The organism is Sandaracinaceae bacterium (assembly GCA_016706685.1).
GTDB lineage: Bacteria > Myxococcota_A > Polyangia > Polyangiales > Houyiibacteriaceae > JADJJE01.
Map to the genome: position 1 here is coordinate 43,656 of JADJJE010000015.1, position 14,496 is coordinate 58,151.

General features: G+C 70.1%; 15 protein-coding genes and 1 tRNA gene. 8 read left to right on the forward strand and 8 right to left on the reverse strand.

The window, feature by feature from the left end; genetic code table 11:
- Nucleotides 1-550 precede the first annotated feature (550 nt).
- Entirely contained in the window at nt 551-2,062 is a 1,512-nt protein-coding gene (locus IPI43_19290) for a S1 RNA-binding domain-containing protein (protein ID MBK7776247.1), read from the forward strand.
- A 226-nt stretch (nt 2,063-2,288) separates the two neighbouring features.
- Here IPI43_19290 and IPI43_19295 read toward each other — a convergent pair whose 3' ends face one another.
- Nucleotides 2,289-2,510 carry a hypothetical protein gene (locus IPI43_19295; protein MBK7776248.1) on the reverse strand — a complete coding sequence of 74 codons (222 nt, stop codon included), beginning with the start codon at nt 2,508-2,510 and terminating at the stop codon, nt 2,289-2,291.
- 8 nt (nt 2,511-2,518) lie between these two features.
- Here IPI43_19295 and IPI43_19300 point away from each other — a divergent pair, with 8 nt between their 5' ends.
- From IPI43_19300 to IPI43_19315, 4 genes are all read left to right on the forward strand, one after another.
- Nucleotides 2,519-3,367, forward strand: a complete 849-nt coding sequence (locus IPI43_19300; GenBank protein ID MBK7776249.1) for an alpha/beta fold hydrolase — start codon at nt 2,519-2,521, stop codon at nt 3,365-3,367.
- 7 nt (nt 3,368-3,374) lie between these two features.
- Nucleotides 3,375-4,298, forward strand: coding sequence for a DUF2817 domain-containing protein (locus IPI43_19305; GenBank protein ID MBK7776250.1), 924 nt, complete (start codon nt 3,375-3,377; stop codon nt 4,296-4,298).
- A 119-nt stretch (nt 4,299-4,417) separates the two neighbouring features.
- On the forward strand, nt 4,418-5,656 hold the full coding sequence (locus IPI43_19310; protein MBK7776251.1) for a hypothetical protein: 1,239 nt from the start codon (nt 4,418-4,420) through the stop codon (nt 5,654-5,656).
- Between the two features lie 127 nt (nt 5,657-5,783).
- Nucleotides 5,784-6,734 carry a DUF1152 domain-containing protein gene (locus IPI43_19315; GenBank protein ID MBK7776252.1) on the forward strand — a complete coding sequence of 317 codons (951 nt, stop codon included), beginning with the start codon at nt 5,784-5,786 and terminating at the stop codon, nt 6,732-6,734.
- An 8-nt stretch (nt 6,735-6,742) separates the two neighbouring features.
- On the opposite strand, the gene IPI43_19320 is transcribed toward IPI43_19315, so the two are convergent.
- From IPI43_19320 to IPI43_19345, 6 genes are all read right to left on the reverse strand, one after another.
- Nucleotides 6,743-7,285, reverse strand: coding sequence for a hypothetical protein (locus IPI43_19320; GenBank protein MBK7776253.1), 543 nt, complete (start codon nt 7,283-7,285; stop codon nt 6,743-6,745).
- Between the two features lie 50 nt (nt 7,286-7,335).
- On the reverse strand, nt 7,336-7,806 hold the full coding sequence (locus IPI43_19325) for a hypothetical protein (protein ID MBK7776254.1): 471 nt from the start codon (nt 7,804-7,806) through the stop codon (nt 7,336-7,338).
- Nucleotides 7,807-7,862: 56 nt separating this feature from the next.
- On the reverse strand, nt 7,863-8,942 hold the full coding sequence (locus IPI43_19330; GenBank protein ID MBK7776255.1) for a site-2 protease family protein: 1,080 nt from the start codon (nt 8,940-8,942) through the stop codon (nt 7,863-7,865).
- Nucleotides 8,943-8,954: 12 nt separating this feature from the next.
- The gene (locus tag IPI43_19335) at nt 8,955-9,872 is read right to left on the reverse strand and encodes an alpha/beta fold hydrolase (protein ID MBK7776256.1); all 918 of its coding nucleotides are present in this window, start codon (nt 9,870-9,872) and stop codon (nt 8,955-8,957) included.
- 75 nt (nt 9,873-9,947) lie between these two features.
- Nucleotides 9,948-10,559, reverse strand: coding sequence for a class I SAM-dependent methyltransferase (locus IPI43_19340; protein ID MBK7776257.1), 612 nt, complete (start codon nt 10,557-10,559; stop codon nt 9,948-9,950).
- 73 nt (nt 10,560-10,632) lie between these two features.
- Nucleotides 10,633-10,707: transfer RNA gene (locus IPI43_19345), tRNA-Thr, on the reverse strand.
- 135 nt (nt 10,708-10,842) lie between these two features.
- Here IPI43_19345 and IPI43_19350 point away from each other — a divergent pair.
- Complete coding sequence (locus IPI43_19350; protein MBK7776258.1) at nt 10,843-11,904, forward strand: tetratricopeptide repeat protein; 1,062 nt, start codon at nt 10,843-10,845, stop codon at nt 11,902-11,904.
- Between the two features lie 84 nt (nt 11,905-11,988).
- Here the strand turns inward: IPI43_19350 and IPI43_19355 are convergent, their stop codons facing one another.
- Nucleotides 11,989-12,393 carry a hypothetical protein gene (locus IPI43_19355; protein MBK7776259.1) on the reverse strand — a complete coding sequence of 135 codons (405 nt, stop codon included), beginning with the start codon at nt 12,391-12,393 and terminating at the stop codon, nt 11,989-11,991.
- A gap of 129 nt (nt 12,394-12,522) precedes the next feature.
- Here IPI43_19355 and IPI43_19360 point away from each other — a divergent pair, with 129 nt between their 5' ends.
- Both IPI43_19360 and IPI43_19365 read left to right on the forward strand, forming a co-directional pair.
- On the forward strand, nt 12,523-13,143 hold the full coding sequence (locus IPI43_19360) for a hypothetical protein (GenBank protein MBK7776260.1): 621 nt from the start codon (nt 12,523-12,525) through the stop codon (nt 13,141-13,143).
- A gap of 61 nt (nt 13,144-13,204) precedes the next feature.
- A complete protein-coding gene (locus IPI43_19365; GenBank protein MBK7776261.1) occupies nt 13,205-14,479 on the forward strand; it encodes an FHA domain-containing protein in 1,275 nt (424 codons plus the stop codon).
- Nucleotides 14,480-14,496 lie beyond the last annotated feature (17 nt).

Sequence of the window (14,496 nt, forward strand, 5' to 3'; positions counted from 1 at the left end):
GTCCGCGGCTGAGCGCTGTCCGAGCGATCCCGCAGGCAGGGGCTGCGTCGCCATCCTGGCGGGAGCTCACGGGTCCCCTGCGGAGCGCGGATGGGCGCACCGCGCTCCGCAGGTTCGACAGACGCGCCCCAGCAACGAGGGCTTCATCCGTTCCTCGGCTAGCCCCAAGCCCATCTGCGTTCCCCGGCGCGCCCAGGTGAGCCCGACGGCGCACCCCCAACATGCCGCCGAGTCCGGTCGAGCCTCCTGCCGAGCCCCGGATCCGGCGCATTCCGTCCCGCATTCCGCGCACTGCCAGGCGGTCGCGGGGAGGGCGAGGGGCGTCCTGGGCAGCGGGGCTTGATGGGCCCCAGAAAACAAACGGAGCGAAGCGCAGTGCCGTTTTCAGGGAGGTATCAGAGCGAGCGCCAGCGCGAGCGCACCCGCAGACCGGGATGCCCCTCGCCCTCCTCACGATCACCTCCCCATGGCTCCACTCCGAACAGGGCACGGCGGATCCCCCCTCCGCGCCTTGAATTCCCACCGGTTTGGCGGCAAACCCAGCGCCCCTATGACCAGCAACGATGACTTCCGGTCCTTCATGGAGCAGTCCGCCCCCGCGTCCGTCCGGCGCTTGACCAAGGGGGAGCGTGTGCGCGGGCGCATCGTGCACATCGGCGCGGACAGCGTCTTCGTGGACCTCGGCGGTCGCTCCGATGCGCGCATCGCCAAGCTCGAGCTCCAGCGGCCGGATGGCTCGTTGAGCGTGAAGATCGGGGACGAGATCGAGGCCACGGTGGTGGACCCGCACGCCAACGACGGTCCGCTGCTGGTGGTCACCATGGGGCACGGCGGCGGCATCGACGTGCGCGAGCTGCAGCTGGCGCTCGACACGCGCACGCCCATCGAGGGGCGCTTCAGCAAGGCGCAGAAGGGTGGCCTCGAGGTCACCATCGGCTCCACGCGCGCGTTCTGTCCCGCCTCGCAGGTCAGCAACTCCTATGTGGCCGAGCTCGAGCCGCTGGTGGGTCAGACGGCGCGCTTCATGGTCCTCGAGATCAAGGAAGAGGGCCGCTCCGTGATCGTGTCGCGCCGGCAGGTCATCGAGCTCGAGAAGGCCGAGGCGGGGCGTGCGCGCCTGGGTGAGCTGAAGGAGGGCGCCATCATGAGCGGCACCGTCAGCTCCATCCAGAAGTTCGGTGCGTTCATCGACTTGGGTGGCATCGAGGGGCTGGTGCACATCTCCGAGATCTCGCGCGGCCGCGTCGAGCGCGTGGGCGACGTGCTCACCGCCGGCGAGACGGTGGAGGTCAAGGTGCTGCGCATCGAGGCCCCCGAGGACGCCAAGCACGCGGCGCGCATCACGCTGTCCATGAAGGCGCTCCAGCAGGCTGCGCCCAGCGCCGCCCCGACTCCCGCGCCGGCCAAGGACACCGTGCTCGAGGGCACCGTGGTCAAGCACCTGCCGCACGGTGTCGTGGTGGAGACCAAGCAGGGCGAGGGCCTGGTCCCCGCGCGCGAGCTGGACGTGCAAGAGGGCCGCGACCTGCGACGCGCCTACCCGCTGGGCGAGGTCCTGCAGGTGGTCCTGTTGGACGCCTCGCGCGGCAAGCTGCGCTTCAGCGCCACCAAGGTGGCCGAGGTGCAGGCGCGCAACGACTTCCGCGACTACAAGACCGCGCAGGCGGGCGCCGAGGGCGGCTCGGGCGGCGCACTCGCGGCCGCGCTCGGCAAGCTGAGCCTCTCCAACCTGCCAGCTACCCCCTCGCGCGAGGCCCTCGAGCGCATCGCGAAGGAAGAGCAGAAGGCCCGCGAGGCGCGTGAGCGCGAGCTCGCCGAGCAGCGCGCCCGCGACGAAGCTCGCCTGGCCCAAGCCGCCCGCACCGAAGAGGCGCGCCTGGCCCAAGCCCGTCCGGTCATGCCGTCGACCACGCCCCTGACGGCGCCCGTCGCCGCCCCGGTCGCAAGCACCACAGCTCAACCGGCCCCCTCCGCAGAGGCCCCCGCCGAAGCCGAAGAGACCGAAGGCGAGGCCGACGGCGCCAAGCGCCGGCGCGTGGTCCGCAGCTACGATCTGAAGTAACCGAGACGGAGACGGAGACCGAGACGGAGTCCGAGACCGAGACGGAGTCCGAGACGGAGTCCGAGTCCGGAGACCGAGACGGAGTCCGAGACCGAGACGGAGTCCGAGACGGAGACCGAGACGGAGTCCGAGACGGAGTCCGAGACGGAGTCCGAGACCGAGACCGTACTCAGCGCGCAACGAAGCGCGTCGCACGCACCGCAGCCACTCGCTGCAGCTGTCGCCTTCAGGTGGAAACGGCGGGGCTCACGGACTCGGCCACGGACTCGGTCTCGGCCACGGCCACGGTCTCGGACTCGGACTCGGACTCGGACTCGGTCTCGGTCTCGGCCTCGGACTCCGTCTCGGACTCGGACTCGGCCTCGGACTCGGCCTCGGCCTCGGTCTCCGCCGCCCCCCCCCCGGCCTTTTGGATCTTTGCCTTTTGCGGAGGTCGGTCCGCTGCCACAATGGCGCATGCCTTCGCGTTCGCCTCTGCCCACCCCCAAGACCTTCGATTTTGCCGGCCGCCGCATCGCGTACCGTGAGCTGGGCTCCGGTCCGCGGGTGATCGTGCTCGTGCACGGCCTGCTCATGGACGTGCGCATGTTCACCGTGCTCGCGCCCACTCTGGCTGCCGCGGGCAACCGCGTGATTCTCGCGGACATGCTGGGGCACGGCGCGTCTGCGCAGCCGCACGACATGGCGGACTACTCCATGCCGCAGTTCGGCCGGGACGTCATCGCGCTGCTGGACCACCTGGGGGTGCAGCAGGCCGTGGTGGGCGGCACGTCGCTCGGTGCGAACGTGGCGCTCGAGGCGGCGGTTCACGCTCCGGAGCGGGTGCGTGGCCTGTTCGTGGAGATGCCCGTGCTCGAGAGCGGCATCGCCGCGGCGGGCGCGGTGTTCGTTCCGCTGGCGCTCGCGCTGCGCGTCAACCCGCTGGGCATGGGGCTGATGGCGCAGCTGGCGCGGCTGGTTCCGCGCACGCACTGGATCGTGGACATGGGGCTCGACACGCTGCGGCGCGACCCCAAGGCCTCGCTCGCCGTGCTGGATGGGCTGACGTTCGGGCGCATCGCCCCGCCGCGCGAGCTGCGCCGCGCGCTGCGTCAGCCGGCGCTCATCGTGGGGCACGCCGCCGACCCGATTCACCCGTTCGCCGACGCGGGCAAGCTGGCCGACGAGATGCCGCGTGGGCGTCTGCTGACGGCGCGCTCGGCGGCCGAGTGGCGCGTCATCCCCAAGCGCCTAGACGGCGAGCTGTGCGCCTTCCTCGACATGGTCTGGGGCCAGCCGCAGAGCGTCGCCAAGGCCGCGAGCTGAGCGGCGCATGACCACCGAGTCCCGTGTCTTCACGCCAGAGAAGCGCACGTTCGCCTCACTGCGTCGCGACCTGCGCATCTTCGCCAAGTACCACTTGGTACGTCAGCCTCATCGCTATCCCGCCCCCGCCGAAGCCGACATGGGCGTGGAGCTGCTGGCCTTCGACCTCGCGGCGCACGTTCGCGCGCTGCAGGCCTACGAACCCCACTTCAGCAGCGAGACGCTGGGCACCGTGGCATACGCCGGGCGCGAGCACGCCATCACCTGGGTGCGGAACAGCGCTCCCGTAGACGCGCCACGCTTGCTGGTGCTCTCGGGTGTGCATGGCAACGAGCACGCGGGGATCGTGTGCGTGCCACGCATCCTCGAGCGCCTCGTCGCCCTCGGACAGCCGCGCGTCGCGGTGGGCATCGTGACGCCCGTGAACCCCATCGGCGCCGTAGAAGGCTCGCGCTTCAATGGGCAGGGCTTCGACATCAATCGCGACTTCCGCCGCTTCGAGACGGAAGAAGCCAGGATCGTGCGCCGGGTCATCGCCGACTTCCGGCCCAGCCTGATCGTCTCATTGCACGAAGGTCCCCAAGACGCGTCGTTCGTCTTCGTCAATCGCAGCACGCCGGCCGGTCTCGCAGAGAGGGCCATCGCGCAGCTTGCCGCGCGCGGCGTGACGCTGTCTGCCACCGACTACTTCGGCCGCACCCTTCCGTCGCCGGGGTACTCGCCCGTGAGCCTGGCCAACCACTTGATCACCCGGGTCTGGGCCGCCACCCTGGGCATGATGCACACCGGCATGTATGCCGATGAGCTGAGCGTTGGCGAACTCACGCTCGAGAGTTCTTGGCGCGGCCGCGAAGAAGACCGCGTGCGCGCGCACGTGGAGCTGGTCTGCGCGCTGGTCGCCGAGCTTGCGCCCCTGTCTCAGGACGCCTGAGGAGACGCGTCGATCTCCGTGTCCTCGATTGGGGGTAAGAATGCGCCGTTCTCCGACAAAATGATGGAGTGAGCTCGGTGCATTGAATCTTTCTGACAGAGCGGCGTAGATCTGCGCCTATGCAACACAGCTCCCCACGGTCACGCACCAAGTTCAAGTTTGTTCTCGCTGCGCTGGGGGCTGTGGCTCTCGGCGCTCCCACGGGCGCAGAGGCGCAGGGGTCCCACGCGGACTTCGTCGCCGGCCGCCTCGAGCTCGCCCAGCCCGCCCTCGCGGGGTGCGTCACGAGCGTCACCGACGCACGGCCTGCCACTCCAGCGCTGGTCGAGGTCACCATCCAGGACCGCAACGTCACGTTGCAGACCATCTCCCCAGACACGACGCCCGCCTGGCGCACGTGCATCGAGAACGCCCTGCGCGGTGCGCTCGTCATCTCGGCGGGACAGGCCGGCAGCCTCCCGCGCTCGCAGGGCTTCATGACGGTCAGCGTCACGCTGGGCATCGCAGGCCCCACCGCTCAGCCCGCATCGCCCACGTATGCAGCGGGTCAGCGCGTGCGCATCCTGTGGGGCAGCTCGTGGTACGACGGCACCATCGTGGCGGTGCAGGGGCCCAACCGCTTCCTCGTCCACTATGAAGGCTGGTCCAGCTCGAGCGATGAGGTGGTCGGCACCGACCGTCTGGCTCAGGTGGCCGGAACCACCACGACGCCAGCGCCCGCCAGCGTCACGCCCGCGCGGTTCGTCATCCAGCCGGGCACGCCCAGCCGGCCGGGACGTCCGGGCCGTCCCATCCCGCAGCCGCAGCCGCAGCCGCAGCCGCAGCCGCAGCCGGTCCCGCAGCCCATCCCGCCCGTCGTGGTGGTGCCGCCCAGCACCCAGGGCAACCTGCTGACCAACGGCGGTTTCGAGGCTCCGGCGCTCGCCAACGGCACGTGGAACGTGCTCCCCACCGTCACGGGCTGGCGCACCGTCTCCGGGCCCGGCATCGAGGTGCAGGCGGGCGCCGCAGGCCTTCCCGCGGAGGGCCGCCAGCTGGTCGAGCTCGACAGCCACGCGCCCACCAGCATCGCGCAGGACGTGGCCACCAGCCCTCGCCAGCGCTACGAGATTCGCCTCTCGTTCGCGGCACGGGCCGGCACCAACCGTGGCACCAACCGCCTCGCCATCGTGTGGGACGGTCAGGTCGTCGCGCGCATCGACGCGGACGGAACGGGAACCGACCAGCCGCCCTGGGTCACGGTCTCCTACTTCGTCACCGCCCGTGGCCGCCAGGCCACCCTCGAGCTGCGTGACGAAGGCGCCGCCGACTCGGTGGGCACCTACATCGACAACGTGAGCGTCACGCCCGCGCCGTGAGCTGCGCCACCGCGCACGCTGCGCGGTTCGTTCGAGAGCCTCTGGGTCGCTGGGATCCAGGGGCTTTCGCGTGCTCGCTCCGTCGAGCGGCGGCTTTGGGCACGCCGTGGTGCTACAGCACCCATTGATGTCGCTCGCCACCCCCCCACTCCTCGCGCGCCTGGCCGGCGCGAAGCGCGTGCTGATCGCGGGCGCAGGTGGCGGCTACGATGTGTTCGCCGGCATCCCGCTCGCGGTGCACCTCATGGCGCAGGGCACGCACGTCACGTTCGCGAACCTCACGTTCACCTACGTGGGGGGCACGGACGCGCAGTTCATCGCGCCCAACATCGCGCTGGTGACCAGCGACACCATCGGCGAGGACCACTACTTTCCCGAGCGCTCGCTGGCCCGCTGGCTCTTGCAGCGCGGCATCGACGCGCGCGTCTACACGCTCGACAAGGTGGGCGTGGACCCGCTCACGCGCGCCTACCGCGAGCTGGTACACCTCACGCGCGCGGACACCGTGGTGCTGGTGGACGGCGGCACCGACATCTTGATGCGGGGCGACGAGGCGGGTCTGGGCACGCCGCAGGAGGACGTCACCAGCCTGGCGGCGGTACACGCGCTCGACATCCCCACCAAGCTCGTGGCGTGCTTGGGCTTCGGGGTGGACGCGTTCCACGGCGTCTGCCACGCGCACTTCCTCGAGAACGTGGCGGCCCTCGAGACGGACGGGGCATTTCTGGGGGCCTTCTCCGTGCCGCGCAGCTCGCGCGAGGGCGCGGCCTACCTGGACGCCGTGGAGCTGGCGCACCGCGACAACCCGGCGCGCGTCAGCATCGTGAACGCCAGCATCTCGTCGGCGCTGCGAGGGCAGTTCGGCAACGTGCCCCTCTCGGAGCGCACGGCGCGCAGCGAGCTGTTCATCAACCCGCTCATGTCCATGTACTTCGGCTTCGAGCTGGACGCGGTGGCGCGCCGCTGCCTGTACCTGGACCAGCTGCGTGGCACGCGCACCATCTTCGAGGTGTCCGCGGTGATCGAGGCCTTCCGCCACGAGGTCACCACGCGGCCCCGGCGCAGCATCCCGCACTGACGCTCAGGCTACAGCGCGCGGCAGAGACCGCTGACGCAGCGAGCCTCGAGCTCACCCGGGCACAATGAAGACGAGACGCACTCGAGCGTGCGCTCGGCGCAGAGAAAGGCTCCCAGCGCGCCGACGTCCGAGAGCCAGGTGGCCTCGTGCGCCACGGCCACCGCGCTCTGGCAGCCTGCCACGCGGATGTCGTCGCCCGTGATGGGCTTGCAGTCGATGGCGGTGACCACCAGCACGCAGTCCGTGTCGTGTTCGCACCCTTTCAGGTCCGCCGCGATCAGGTCCTGCTGCTGGTGCCACAGGAAGTCGAGCTGCATGCAGCTGAGTGAGTCTGCCTCCGTGAACGGGTTCATCACCGCAGAGTCACGCCTCACGCCACCCCCATCCGGCGTGTCGCTCCCGCCGTCGGGACCGCCGCAGTCCTGGCACTCGCCCGCATCGGGCGTTCCCTCGCCTTCGGGGTCGCGTCCGCAGCCCTTGCAGCCAACGGCTGTCAGGAGCGTCAACCCCACCACCAGCCCCATCACCAGCTTGCACGCGCGCGGTCCCATCCCGCCACTCTAGCCGAACCAACCGCGAGGCGGAAAGCCCGAGCGGGCCCTCAGACGTGCACCTTGCTCACGCGCCGCTGGCTCACGTAGCCCACGATGCCCGCCACGAGGGCCAGGAAGCCGGCCACCACCGCGGGGATCGTCCAGCGGTCCTGCGCTTCGCTCACCGTGCGCCCGCTCTCGTCCCGCTGCGTCAGCCACTCGACGTGCATGAACTGGGTGGGGTCCTCCCGCCACACCACGATGTCCCGCAGCGTCCCGATGGCAGGCGCGGTGGCGCAGCCGTTGGACTGCGAGTCGTGCGCGGTGAACTCCACGCCAGCCGCCGTCGTGCCGACGAGCGTCATGTTGCAGGACCCGGTGCGAGGCTCGTGGCTCGCCACACGGGCGGTCACCGCCTCGCCGTTGGCGCGCAGCTGGAGGGCCAGCTCTCGGTCTCGGGTGAACGCCTCGTCCATGAGGATGTGCATGACCGCGAAGGCGACCACCGCGGTGGCGAAGGCTCGGAGCAAGACGGACATCCCCTGCAGCCTAACAGCTCCTGGCCCGGCGGCGGCACCCGGGCGGGTGGCCCGGGTCACTTCGCCTTGGCGGTCAGGATCATCACGAACTCCGCCACGTTCTCGTGGTCGAGCGCGCCGACCAGCTGGCCGCCCTCCATGACGGGCATCAGCTCCTTGCGCTGCTGGTTCATGCGCTGGAACGCCTCGTCGAGCGGGAGCTCGGGGCCCAGCGCCAGCAGCTCCGGGTCCATGGCCTGCCGCACCAGCGCGCCGTCGCCGGCTTCGCTCAGGGCGCGGATGATGGCCTCGCGCGTGAGGATGCCCACGGGCGTGCTCTCCTCCGTCACCAGGAACGTGCGGCACTGCGTGTCCAGCAGCAGCTGTACGGCGCTGCCCACCGTGCTGCCTGCTTCGATGGTGCGGAACTCGCGCAACATGACGTCGCGCACCGTGTAGCCGGCCAGCATGGACTTGGTGTTGGTGTAGCTGGCCTCCGACTGCGCCCCCACGAAGATGAAGATGCCGACGAGCGCCAGCATGGGGTTGGACGTGAAGCCCAGCACCACGAAGCCCACGGCGCAGAGCTGGCCCACCAACGCCGCCACGCGTGTGGCCTGGGCACGCGGCAGTCGCATGGCCAGGAGGGCCCGCAGCACGCGCCCGCCGTCCATGGGGAACGCCGGCAACAAGTTGAAGAGCGCCAGCACCAGGTTCACCGACAGCAGCGCCAGCAAGAAGTTGCCCGCGTGGATGGTGTTCAGCTGCTCCACCTGGCTCGGGTTGGGCAGCGCACTCACCACTGGCAGCAGCAGCAGCGCGATGACGAAGTTCACGGCAGGCCCGGCCAGCGCCACCACCAGCTCCTCACTCGGCTTCTCGGGCATGGACTCGAGGCTGGCCACGCCGCCGATGGGCAACAGCGTGATGTCCCGTGTCTTGATGCCGTAGCGCCGCGCGGCGAGCGCGTGACCCAGCTCGTGCAGCACCACGCACGTGAACATGGACAGCACGAACAGCAGCGACCACGCGATGTCCAGAGCGCCGGACCCGGCGCGCACGCCAGACACGATGATCCAGAGGACCAGCAGCGAGAACGTCCAGTGCACGTAGACGCGGATGCCCGCGACGGTCGCGATGGGGAGCTTCTGGGACATGCGGTCAGGGCCTCAGCGCTCGTGGGTCTTCAGCCACTCGATGACGGCCGTGGAGAACGCCACGCGGTTCACGATGGGCAGGTGCAGACCGCCCTCGATGGTCCAGAGCGCTGCGTCGATGCCGCGTTCGCAGCCGGCGCGGTACTCGAGCACGCTCGTCTCGGCACCGTCGAGGCTGTTGTCGAGGTCGAGGTCGGCGCCTGCGACGGCAGCATCCAGATCACACCCGGCCGTCTCGGCGCTGCGTCGCGTTGTCTCGGGGGCGCTGGGGTAGCCGCTCGCGACGATGCCTACCGGTTCGGCGACGCCGTCGTAGAGGATGATGTCATCGGCCGTGCCGTGGATCTGCAACATGCTGACCGGCTGCTCCGGCGTGCAGTCGGCGGGGTCGAGGTAGGTGGAGCCCGCGAGGCTGGCGATGGCCGTGATGACGTCGGACGCCTCGCACGCCATGCGATGCGCCATGAAGCCGCCGTTGCTGTGCCCGAAGAGGTACACGCGGCGCGGGTCCACGCGGTAGTTCGCCTGCGCCTCCGCGATCAGCCCGCGCAGGTAGCCCACGTCGTCCACGTCGTCCGTGTCGAAGTTGCAGCACGCGTCGGTGGCGTTCCAGAAGCGTGCCCCCTCGGAGTTCACCGTTCCGTCGGGGACCACCAGGATGAAGCCCAGCGCCGTGACCTGGTTGGACAGGCCGAAGTAGATGTTCTGCACGCCCCCCGAGGCCGAGTAGCCGTGCAGCAGGATCACCAGCGGGTACTCCACGTTGGGGTCGTAGTCGCTCGGCACGCGCACCGAAGCGGGGCGGCCGGCGGCCACGCCCAGGGTGCTGGCAGGGTCATCGGGCAGCGGCGGAAGCGACGACCCGTCGGAGCACGAGGTGAGCACGAGTGCTGCGGCGACGGCGATGAGAAAGCGGGCGAGGCGAGACATGTGGCGCATCATGTCACGTGCGCAGGGGTGGTGCGCGCTTCGCACCGCACTTGCCGTGGCCCTCGCGAACGAACCTCAGCGCGGGCGCTCGCCGCGCACCACGCTGGCGCCACCTTCGGGGTCCGGCATCCGCCGCGCCGACGTCCCCACGAAGCCCGCCACGGCGAGCGCCTCGGCGTATTGCTCGGGCGTCCACTCTCGGTGTCCCGCGTGCCCAAACTTCAGACGCGCGAGCGTGGCGGGCGGGCGCACACCCAGCACCAGCCTGCCCCCCGGCCGCAGCACCCGCAGCAGCTCGCGCAGCGCCGCCGGCAGGTCTGGCCAGAAGTACGCCACGTTCACCGCAAACGCCGCGTCGAAGCGCCCGTCCTCGAAGGGCATGCGCTCCACCCCGGCCTCCACCAGCTCGAGCTCCGGGTAGCGAGGCCGCGCGCGGCTCACCACGTCATCGCTGATGTCCACCCCCGCCAGCTGCACGCGCGGCTCGTGCGCCAGCACCATGTCGAGGCCCACGCCACCACCGAAGCCCACCTCGAGCACGGCCTCTCCCGGCTCGAGGTCGAGGGCGCCGATGGTGTGCGCCGTGATCAGCCGGTTGCCGCGGTTGAGCAGCGCGCTCATGGGGCCGGTCAAGAGACCGTGCGGGCGAGCCAGCTGGGAGACCAGGAGATCGTTCAGGCGCTTCATGGTGCTGACGACGGTAGCGCAATGGGCCCAGAACGAAAGAACCCCCGGAACCGCTTGGATTCCAGGGGCCTGATGGAGCCTCCTGTCGGATTTGAACCGACGACCTACGGTTTACGAAACCGTTGCTCTACCACTGAGCTAAGGAGGCACGCGTGAGCGGCCCGTCTGGTAGCGCGCAGGTGCGGCGGTGTCAACCGTTGGGAGCCGCCGCGCGGGACTTTTACTGCTCCCCACGTGATCGCAGGCTACCCGGCGCCCCACCATTCGTGGTATCCCCCGGCCCGTGCGTAGTTCGATCGCTGTCCTGGTGGCCCTGTGCGGCCTCACTCTCACAGGCTGCCCCTGGACGCTCTCGGAGCAGCGTGGGGAAGAGCACCTCGATGCGTTCGCCATCGCCGAGCGCCACCGGCACCACGGTCGCCTCGACGAGGCCGAGCAGGCCTATGCGCTGGCGGCCGAGCACTCCGAGCGGCGCATCGACCGCGACGAGGCCGAGTACCGCCGCAGCCGCGTGCTCATCGACCAAGAGCGCTATGAGGAAGCGGCCGCGCTGCTGCTGGACATCGGCGCCCGCCGGCCGGTGTCGCGCCGCACGGGTCGCGCCATCTACGACGCCGCGCGCGTCTACGACGAGCGCCTGCAGCAGCCCGAGCGGGCCTACGCGCTGTACGAAGAGGTCATCCGCGCCTACCCGGATGACGGCCTCGGCACGCGCTCGCTGTACTTCCGCCTGTTCACCATGCGCGATGGCGGGGACCTGGCGGGGTGCATCGCGTACCTGGACCAGCTCTACCCCACGCTGGGCGAGACGGGCCTCGCCGACGACGTACTGAAGCTGAAGGCCGACATCCAGCTCGAGGCCGAGGACCGCGCCGGGGCGCGCGCCACGCTCGAGCAGATCGTGCGCGACCATCCGTATCCGCAGGGGCGCCGCTGGGACGACGCCATCGCCAAGCTGGCCGAGATGGACGTCGAAGACGGGCACCCGCTGGTGGCCATCGCGCGGCTCGAGCGCATGCTGGAGCGCTTCGAGAACACCACCATCATCGGCAGCTACACGCAGAGCGGCATGCCCATGGCGCAGCTGAACATCGCGCGCATCTACCGCGACGAGCTGCGCGACTACGACGAAGCGGACAGCCAGTTCCGCCGCGTGGTGCGCCGCTTCCCCGACTCCATCCTGCACGACGACGCCAGCTACGAGCGCGGCGCCATGTGGCTTGACCAGGGCGAGCGCGAGCGTGGCTGCGACATCCTGCGCGACGTGGTGGAAGAGTTCGAGGTGGGCCACCCACGCCGCCTGGCCGCCGCACGCGTCGAAGCCGACTGCGGCGACAGCGAGTAGCGCAGCATCCTGCTGCGGAGCGACAGACCCAGAGAGCGTGAGGGTCAGGGCGCCGCACGAGCCGCGCCGCAGGACCCACCCACGCTAGAAGTCTTCTTCCGCGGCCTCTTCGACGTCCTCGTCGGCGTCGTCGTCCGCGTCGTCGTCGAGCTCCTCATCGGGCTCTTCGGCGTCGTCGACCTCCACCTCTTCGGGCTCTTCTTCGCCGTCGGGCGAGCCGAACTTGAGCTCGATGTCGGCGTCCGTGAGGTGCGCCTCCAACAGCTCGAGAAGCTCGTCGAGGTCCTCCATGGACCACTCCTCGAGCACTTCGGAGATGAAATCGTAGATATCCCCGGAGTCGACGCGACGCTCGATCTCCTCCGTGTCTTCTGTCGAGAAGACGCGAACGAGGTCATCGCGAAGGTTCTCCGTGTCACCTTCTTCGATGGCTTCGGATACCGAGAGTCTGATCTGGCGCAATGCGCGGTTGTCGAGGTAGATCTCCACGAACCGAATCTCCAAAAGCTACGGACGGCGCCCATTATGGGTTGCAAGACCCACCTGTCAAATCCGATGTCCCGATGCCTTCGTATGCTCCTCTCGACTTCTCCGCGCGGGCACGCGCCGCCTGGCCGCGTGTGGCTCGCAATGGTGCTCGCGGGTGCGTGTTTGCTGGCTGCTCCACGCGTGCGCGCCGAGGCGTTCGAGCTGCCTCCCGACCCGCGTGACCGTCCTCCCGCTTGGAACGTGGAGCCGCGCCTCGAGCTCGTGTTCCCGCTCGTCATCCGGCGTCTCTGCCCCGACGGCGCCGCGTGCCTCTACGGCTCCGGGTTCGGGTTGGGGGCGCTGGTCGAGCGCCGCTACCGAAGCGGCGTGGGCCTCGGGGTGGCCTACGACGTGCGCTTCATGGGCGGCGACAACGTCTTCGAGCTGAGCACGCTCCAGACCCTCGCCGTGTCCTTCCGCTACTTCTTCCGGCCGCGCAGCGCCGTGCACCCCTTCGTGGGGGTGGAGGCGGGCGCCGCCATCTTTGGCGACACGTTCCGGGCGTCCACCGGTGGCGTGCACGTGGACGGACGCGCCGGGGTCGAGATCGAGGCCACCGACACGCTCTCGTTCACGCTCTACACGATCGTGCGGGCGCTCTACACGGCGCCGTTCACGTCCCAGCCGGACGGGGTTCGCCGCTCGTCCAGCGGGGGCTTGGACCTCACGCTGAGCGTTGGCGGTGGGCTCGCGCTGCGCTTTGGGCCGTGAGCCCGGCGCGGCCGGATGATTGCTTGACTCAGAGGGGCTCGCCGGGTTCCACTTCGCCAGAATGAGCTGCCCAAGCTGCGCCCACAAGAACCCTGCGGGGAGCGTCTTCTGCCAGAACTGCGGCTTTCGACTGCCAGCGGAGCCGGCGCCCGTCGCTGTGGCGGCGCCCGCCACCATCGCCTGCAACCGCTGTGGGGCGCAGCAGTCGGCGCACATGCGCTTCTGCACGGAGTGCGGCAACTCGCTTCCGGGCTTGCCCGCTGGGCCGCAGCCGCAGCCCATGCCCCAGCCGGCGCCCATCATGCAGCCCGCGCCCATGCCGCAGCCCGCGCCGCAGGCCAGGCCCCAGCCGGCAGCGCAGCCGCCTGCGTCCATTGGTCAGGCCGTCGCCGAGCAGATCTCGGGCGCCATCGGTGGCCCGCTCTGCTGGCGCTGCCGTGGTGTGGGCGACAACGGCTCGGAGTTCTGCAAGTTCTGTGGCGCGCGCTATAGCGATGCGCCCGGACATGCGCCGGCGCCCCAAGCGGCCGCCCCGCAGCCCGCGCCCTACGCCGCCCCGCAGCCCGCGCCCGTGCAGGCTTATGCCCAGCCGGCGCCCGTCATGCATGCGCCGCAGTCGGCGCCCTTCGCCACGGCGGCCACCGTCGGCCCCGGCGTCAGCCCCGCGGCGTCTGTCGGGCGTCTGGTGTCCATTCTCAAAGACGGCTCCGATGGCCAGGCCTTCTCGCTCAAGGAGGGCAACACGGACATCGGTCGCACCGAGGGCGACATCGTGCTCGCCGACGACCCGTACCTGTCACCACGCCACGCCCGCGTGCGCTCGGGCAGCGGCCGCTTCTACGTGCGGGACCTCGACAGCGCCAACGGCGTCTACATTCGGCTGACTGCGCAGGTGGACCTGACGTCCGGCGACTTCATCCTCATCGGCCAGCAGGTGCTGCGCTTCGAGGTGCTGCAAGACGGCGAGCTGCCGCTCGGCCCCGCCAGCATCAGCGGCGTGCTCGCGTTCGGCACGCCCGAGGTGCCCCGCTTCGCGCGCCTGGTGCAGTACACCACCGAGGGCGTGGGGCGCGACCTGCACTACCTCTACCGTGACGAGACGGTGATGGGCCGCGAGAACGGCGACATCGTCTTCACCGACGACCCGTTCCTCTCGCGCCGTCACGCGGCCATCGAGATCGAGCGCAGCAGCAAGCGTTGCCGCCTCAAGGACGTGGGCTCGTCCAACGGCACCAGCCTGCGTGTCCGTGGCGAGCGCGAGCTCACGCACGGGGATCACTTCCGGGTTGGGCGACACCTCTTTCGCTTCGACGCGAACAGCGGGGCTGGCCGATGAGCGAACAAGGCCAGAAT

Coding starts and splice junctions, on each gene's coding strand:
- IPI43_19300 (MBK7776249.1), top strand. CDS start 2,519: ATGCCTTCGCGTTCGCCTCTGCCCACCCCCAAGACCTTCGATTTTGCC.
- IPI43_19315 (MBK7776252.1), top strand. CDS start 5,784: ATGTCGCTCGCCACCCCCCCACTCCTCGCGCGCCTGGCCGGCGCGAAG.
- IPI43_19335 (MBK7776256.1), bottom strand. CDS start 9,872: ATGTCTCGCCTCGCCCGCTTTCTCATCGCCGTCGCCGCAGCACTCGTG.
- IPI43_19330 (MBK7776255.1), bottom strand. CDS start 8,942: ATGTCCCAGAAGCTCCCCATCGCGACCGTCGCGGGCATCCGCGTCTAC.
- IPI43_19340 (MBK7776257.1), bottom strand. CDS start 10,559: ATGAAGCGCCTGAACGATCTCCTGGTCTCCCAGCTGGCTCGCCCGCAC.
- IPI43_19320 (MBK7776253.1), bottom strand. CDS start 7,285: ATGGGACCGCGCGCGTGCAAGCTGGTGATGGGGCTGGTGGTGGGGTTG.
- IPI43_19325 (MBK7776254.1), bottom strand. CDS start 7,806: ATGTCCGTCTTGCTCCGAGCCTTCGCCACCGCGGTGGTCGCCTTCGCG.
- IPI43_19365 (MBK7776261.1), top strand. CDS start 13,205: ATGAGCTGCCCAAGCTGCGCCCACAAGAACCCTGCGGGGAGCGTCTTC.
- IPI43_19290 (MBK7776247.1), top strand. CDS start 551: ATGACCAGCAACGATGACTTCCGGTCCTTCATGGAGCAGTCCGCCCCC.
- IPI43_19305 (MBK7776250.1), top strand. CDS start 3,375: ATGACCACCGAGTCCCGTGTCTTCACGCCAGAGAAGCGCACGTTCGCC.
- IPI43_19310 (MBK7776251.1), top strand. CDS start 4,418: ATGCAACACAGCTCCCCACGGTCACGCACCAAGTTCAAGTTTGTTCTC.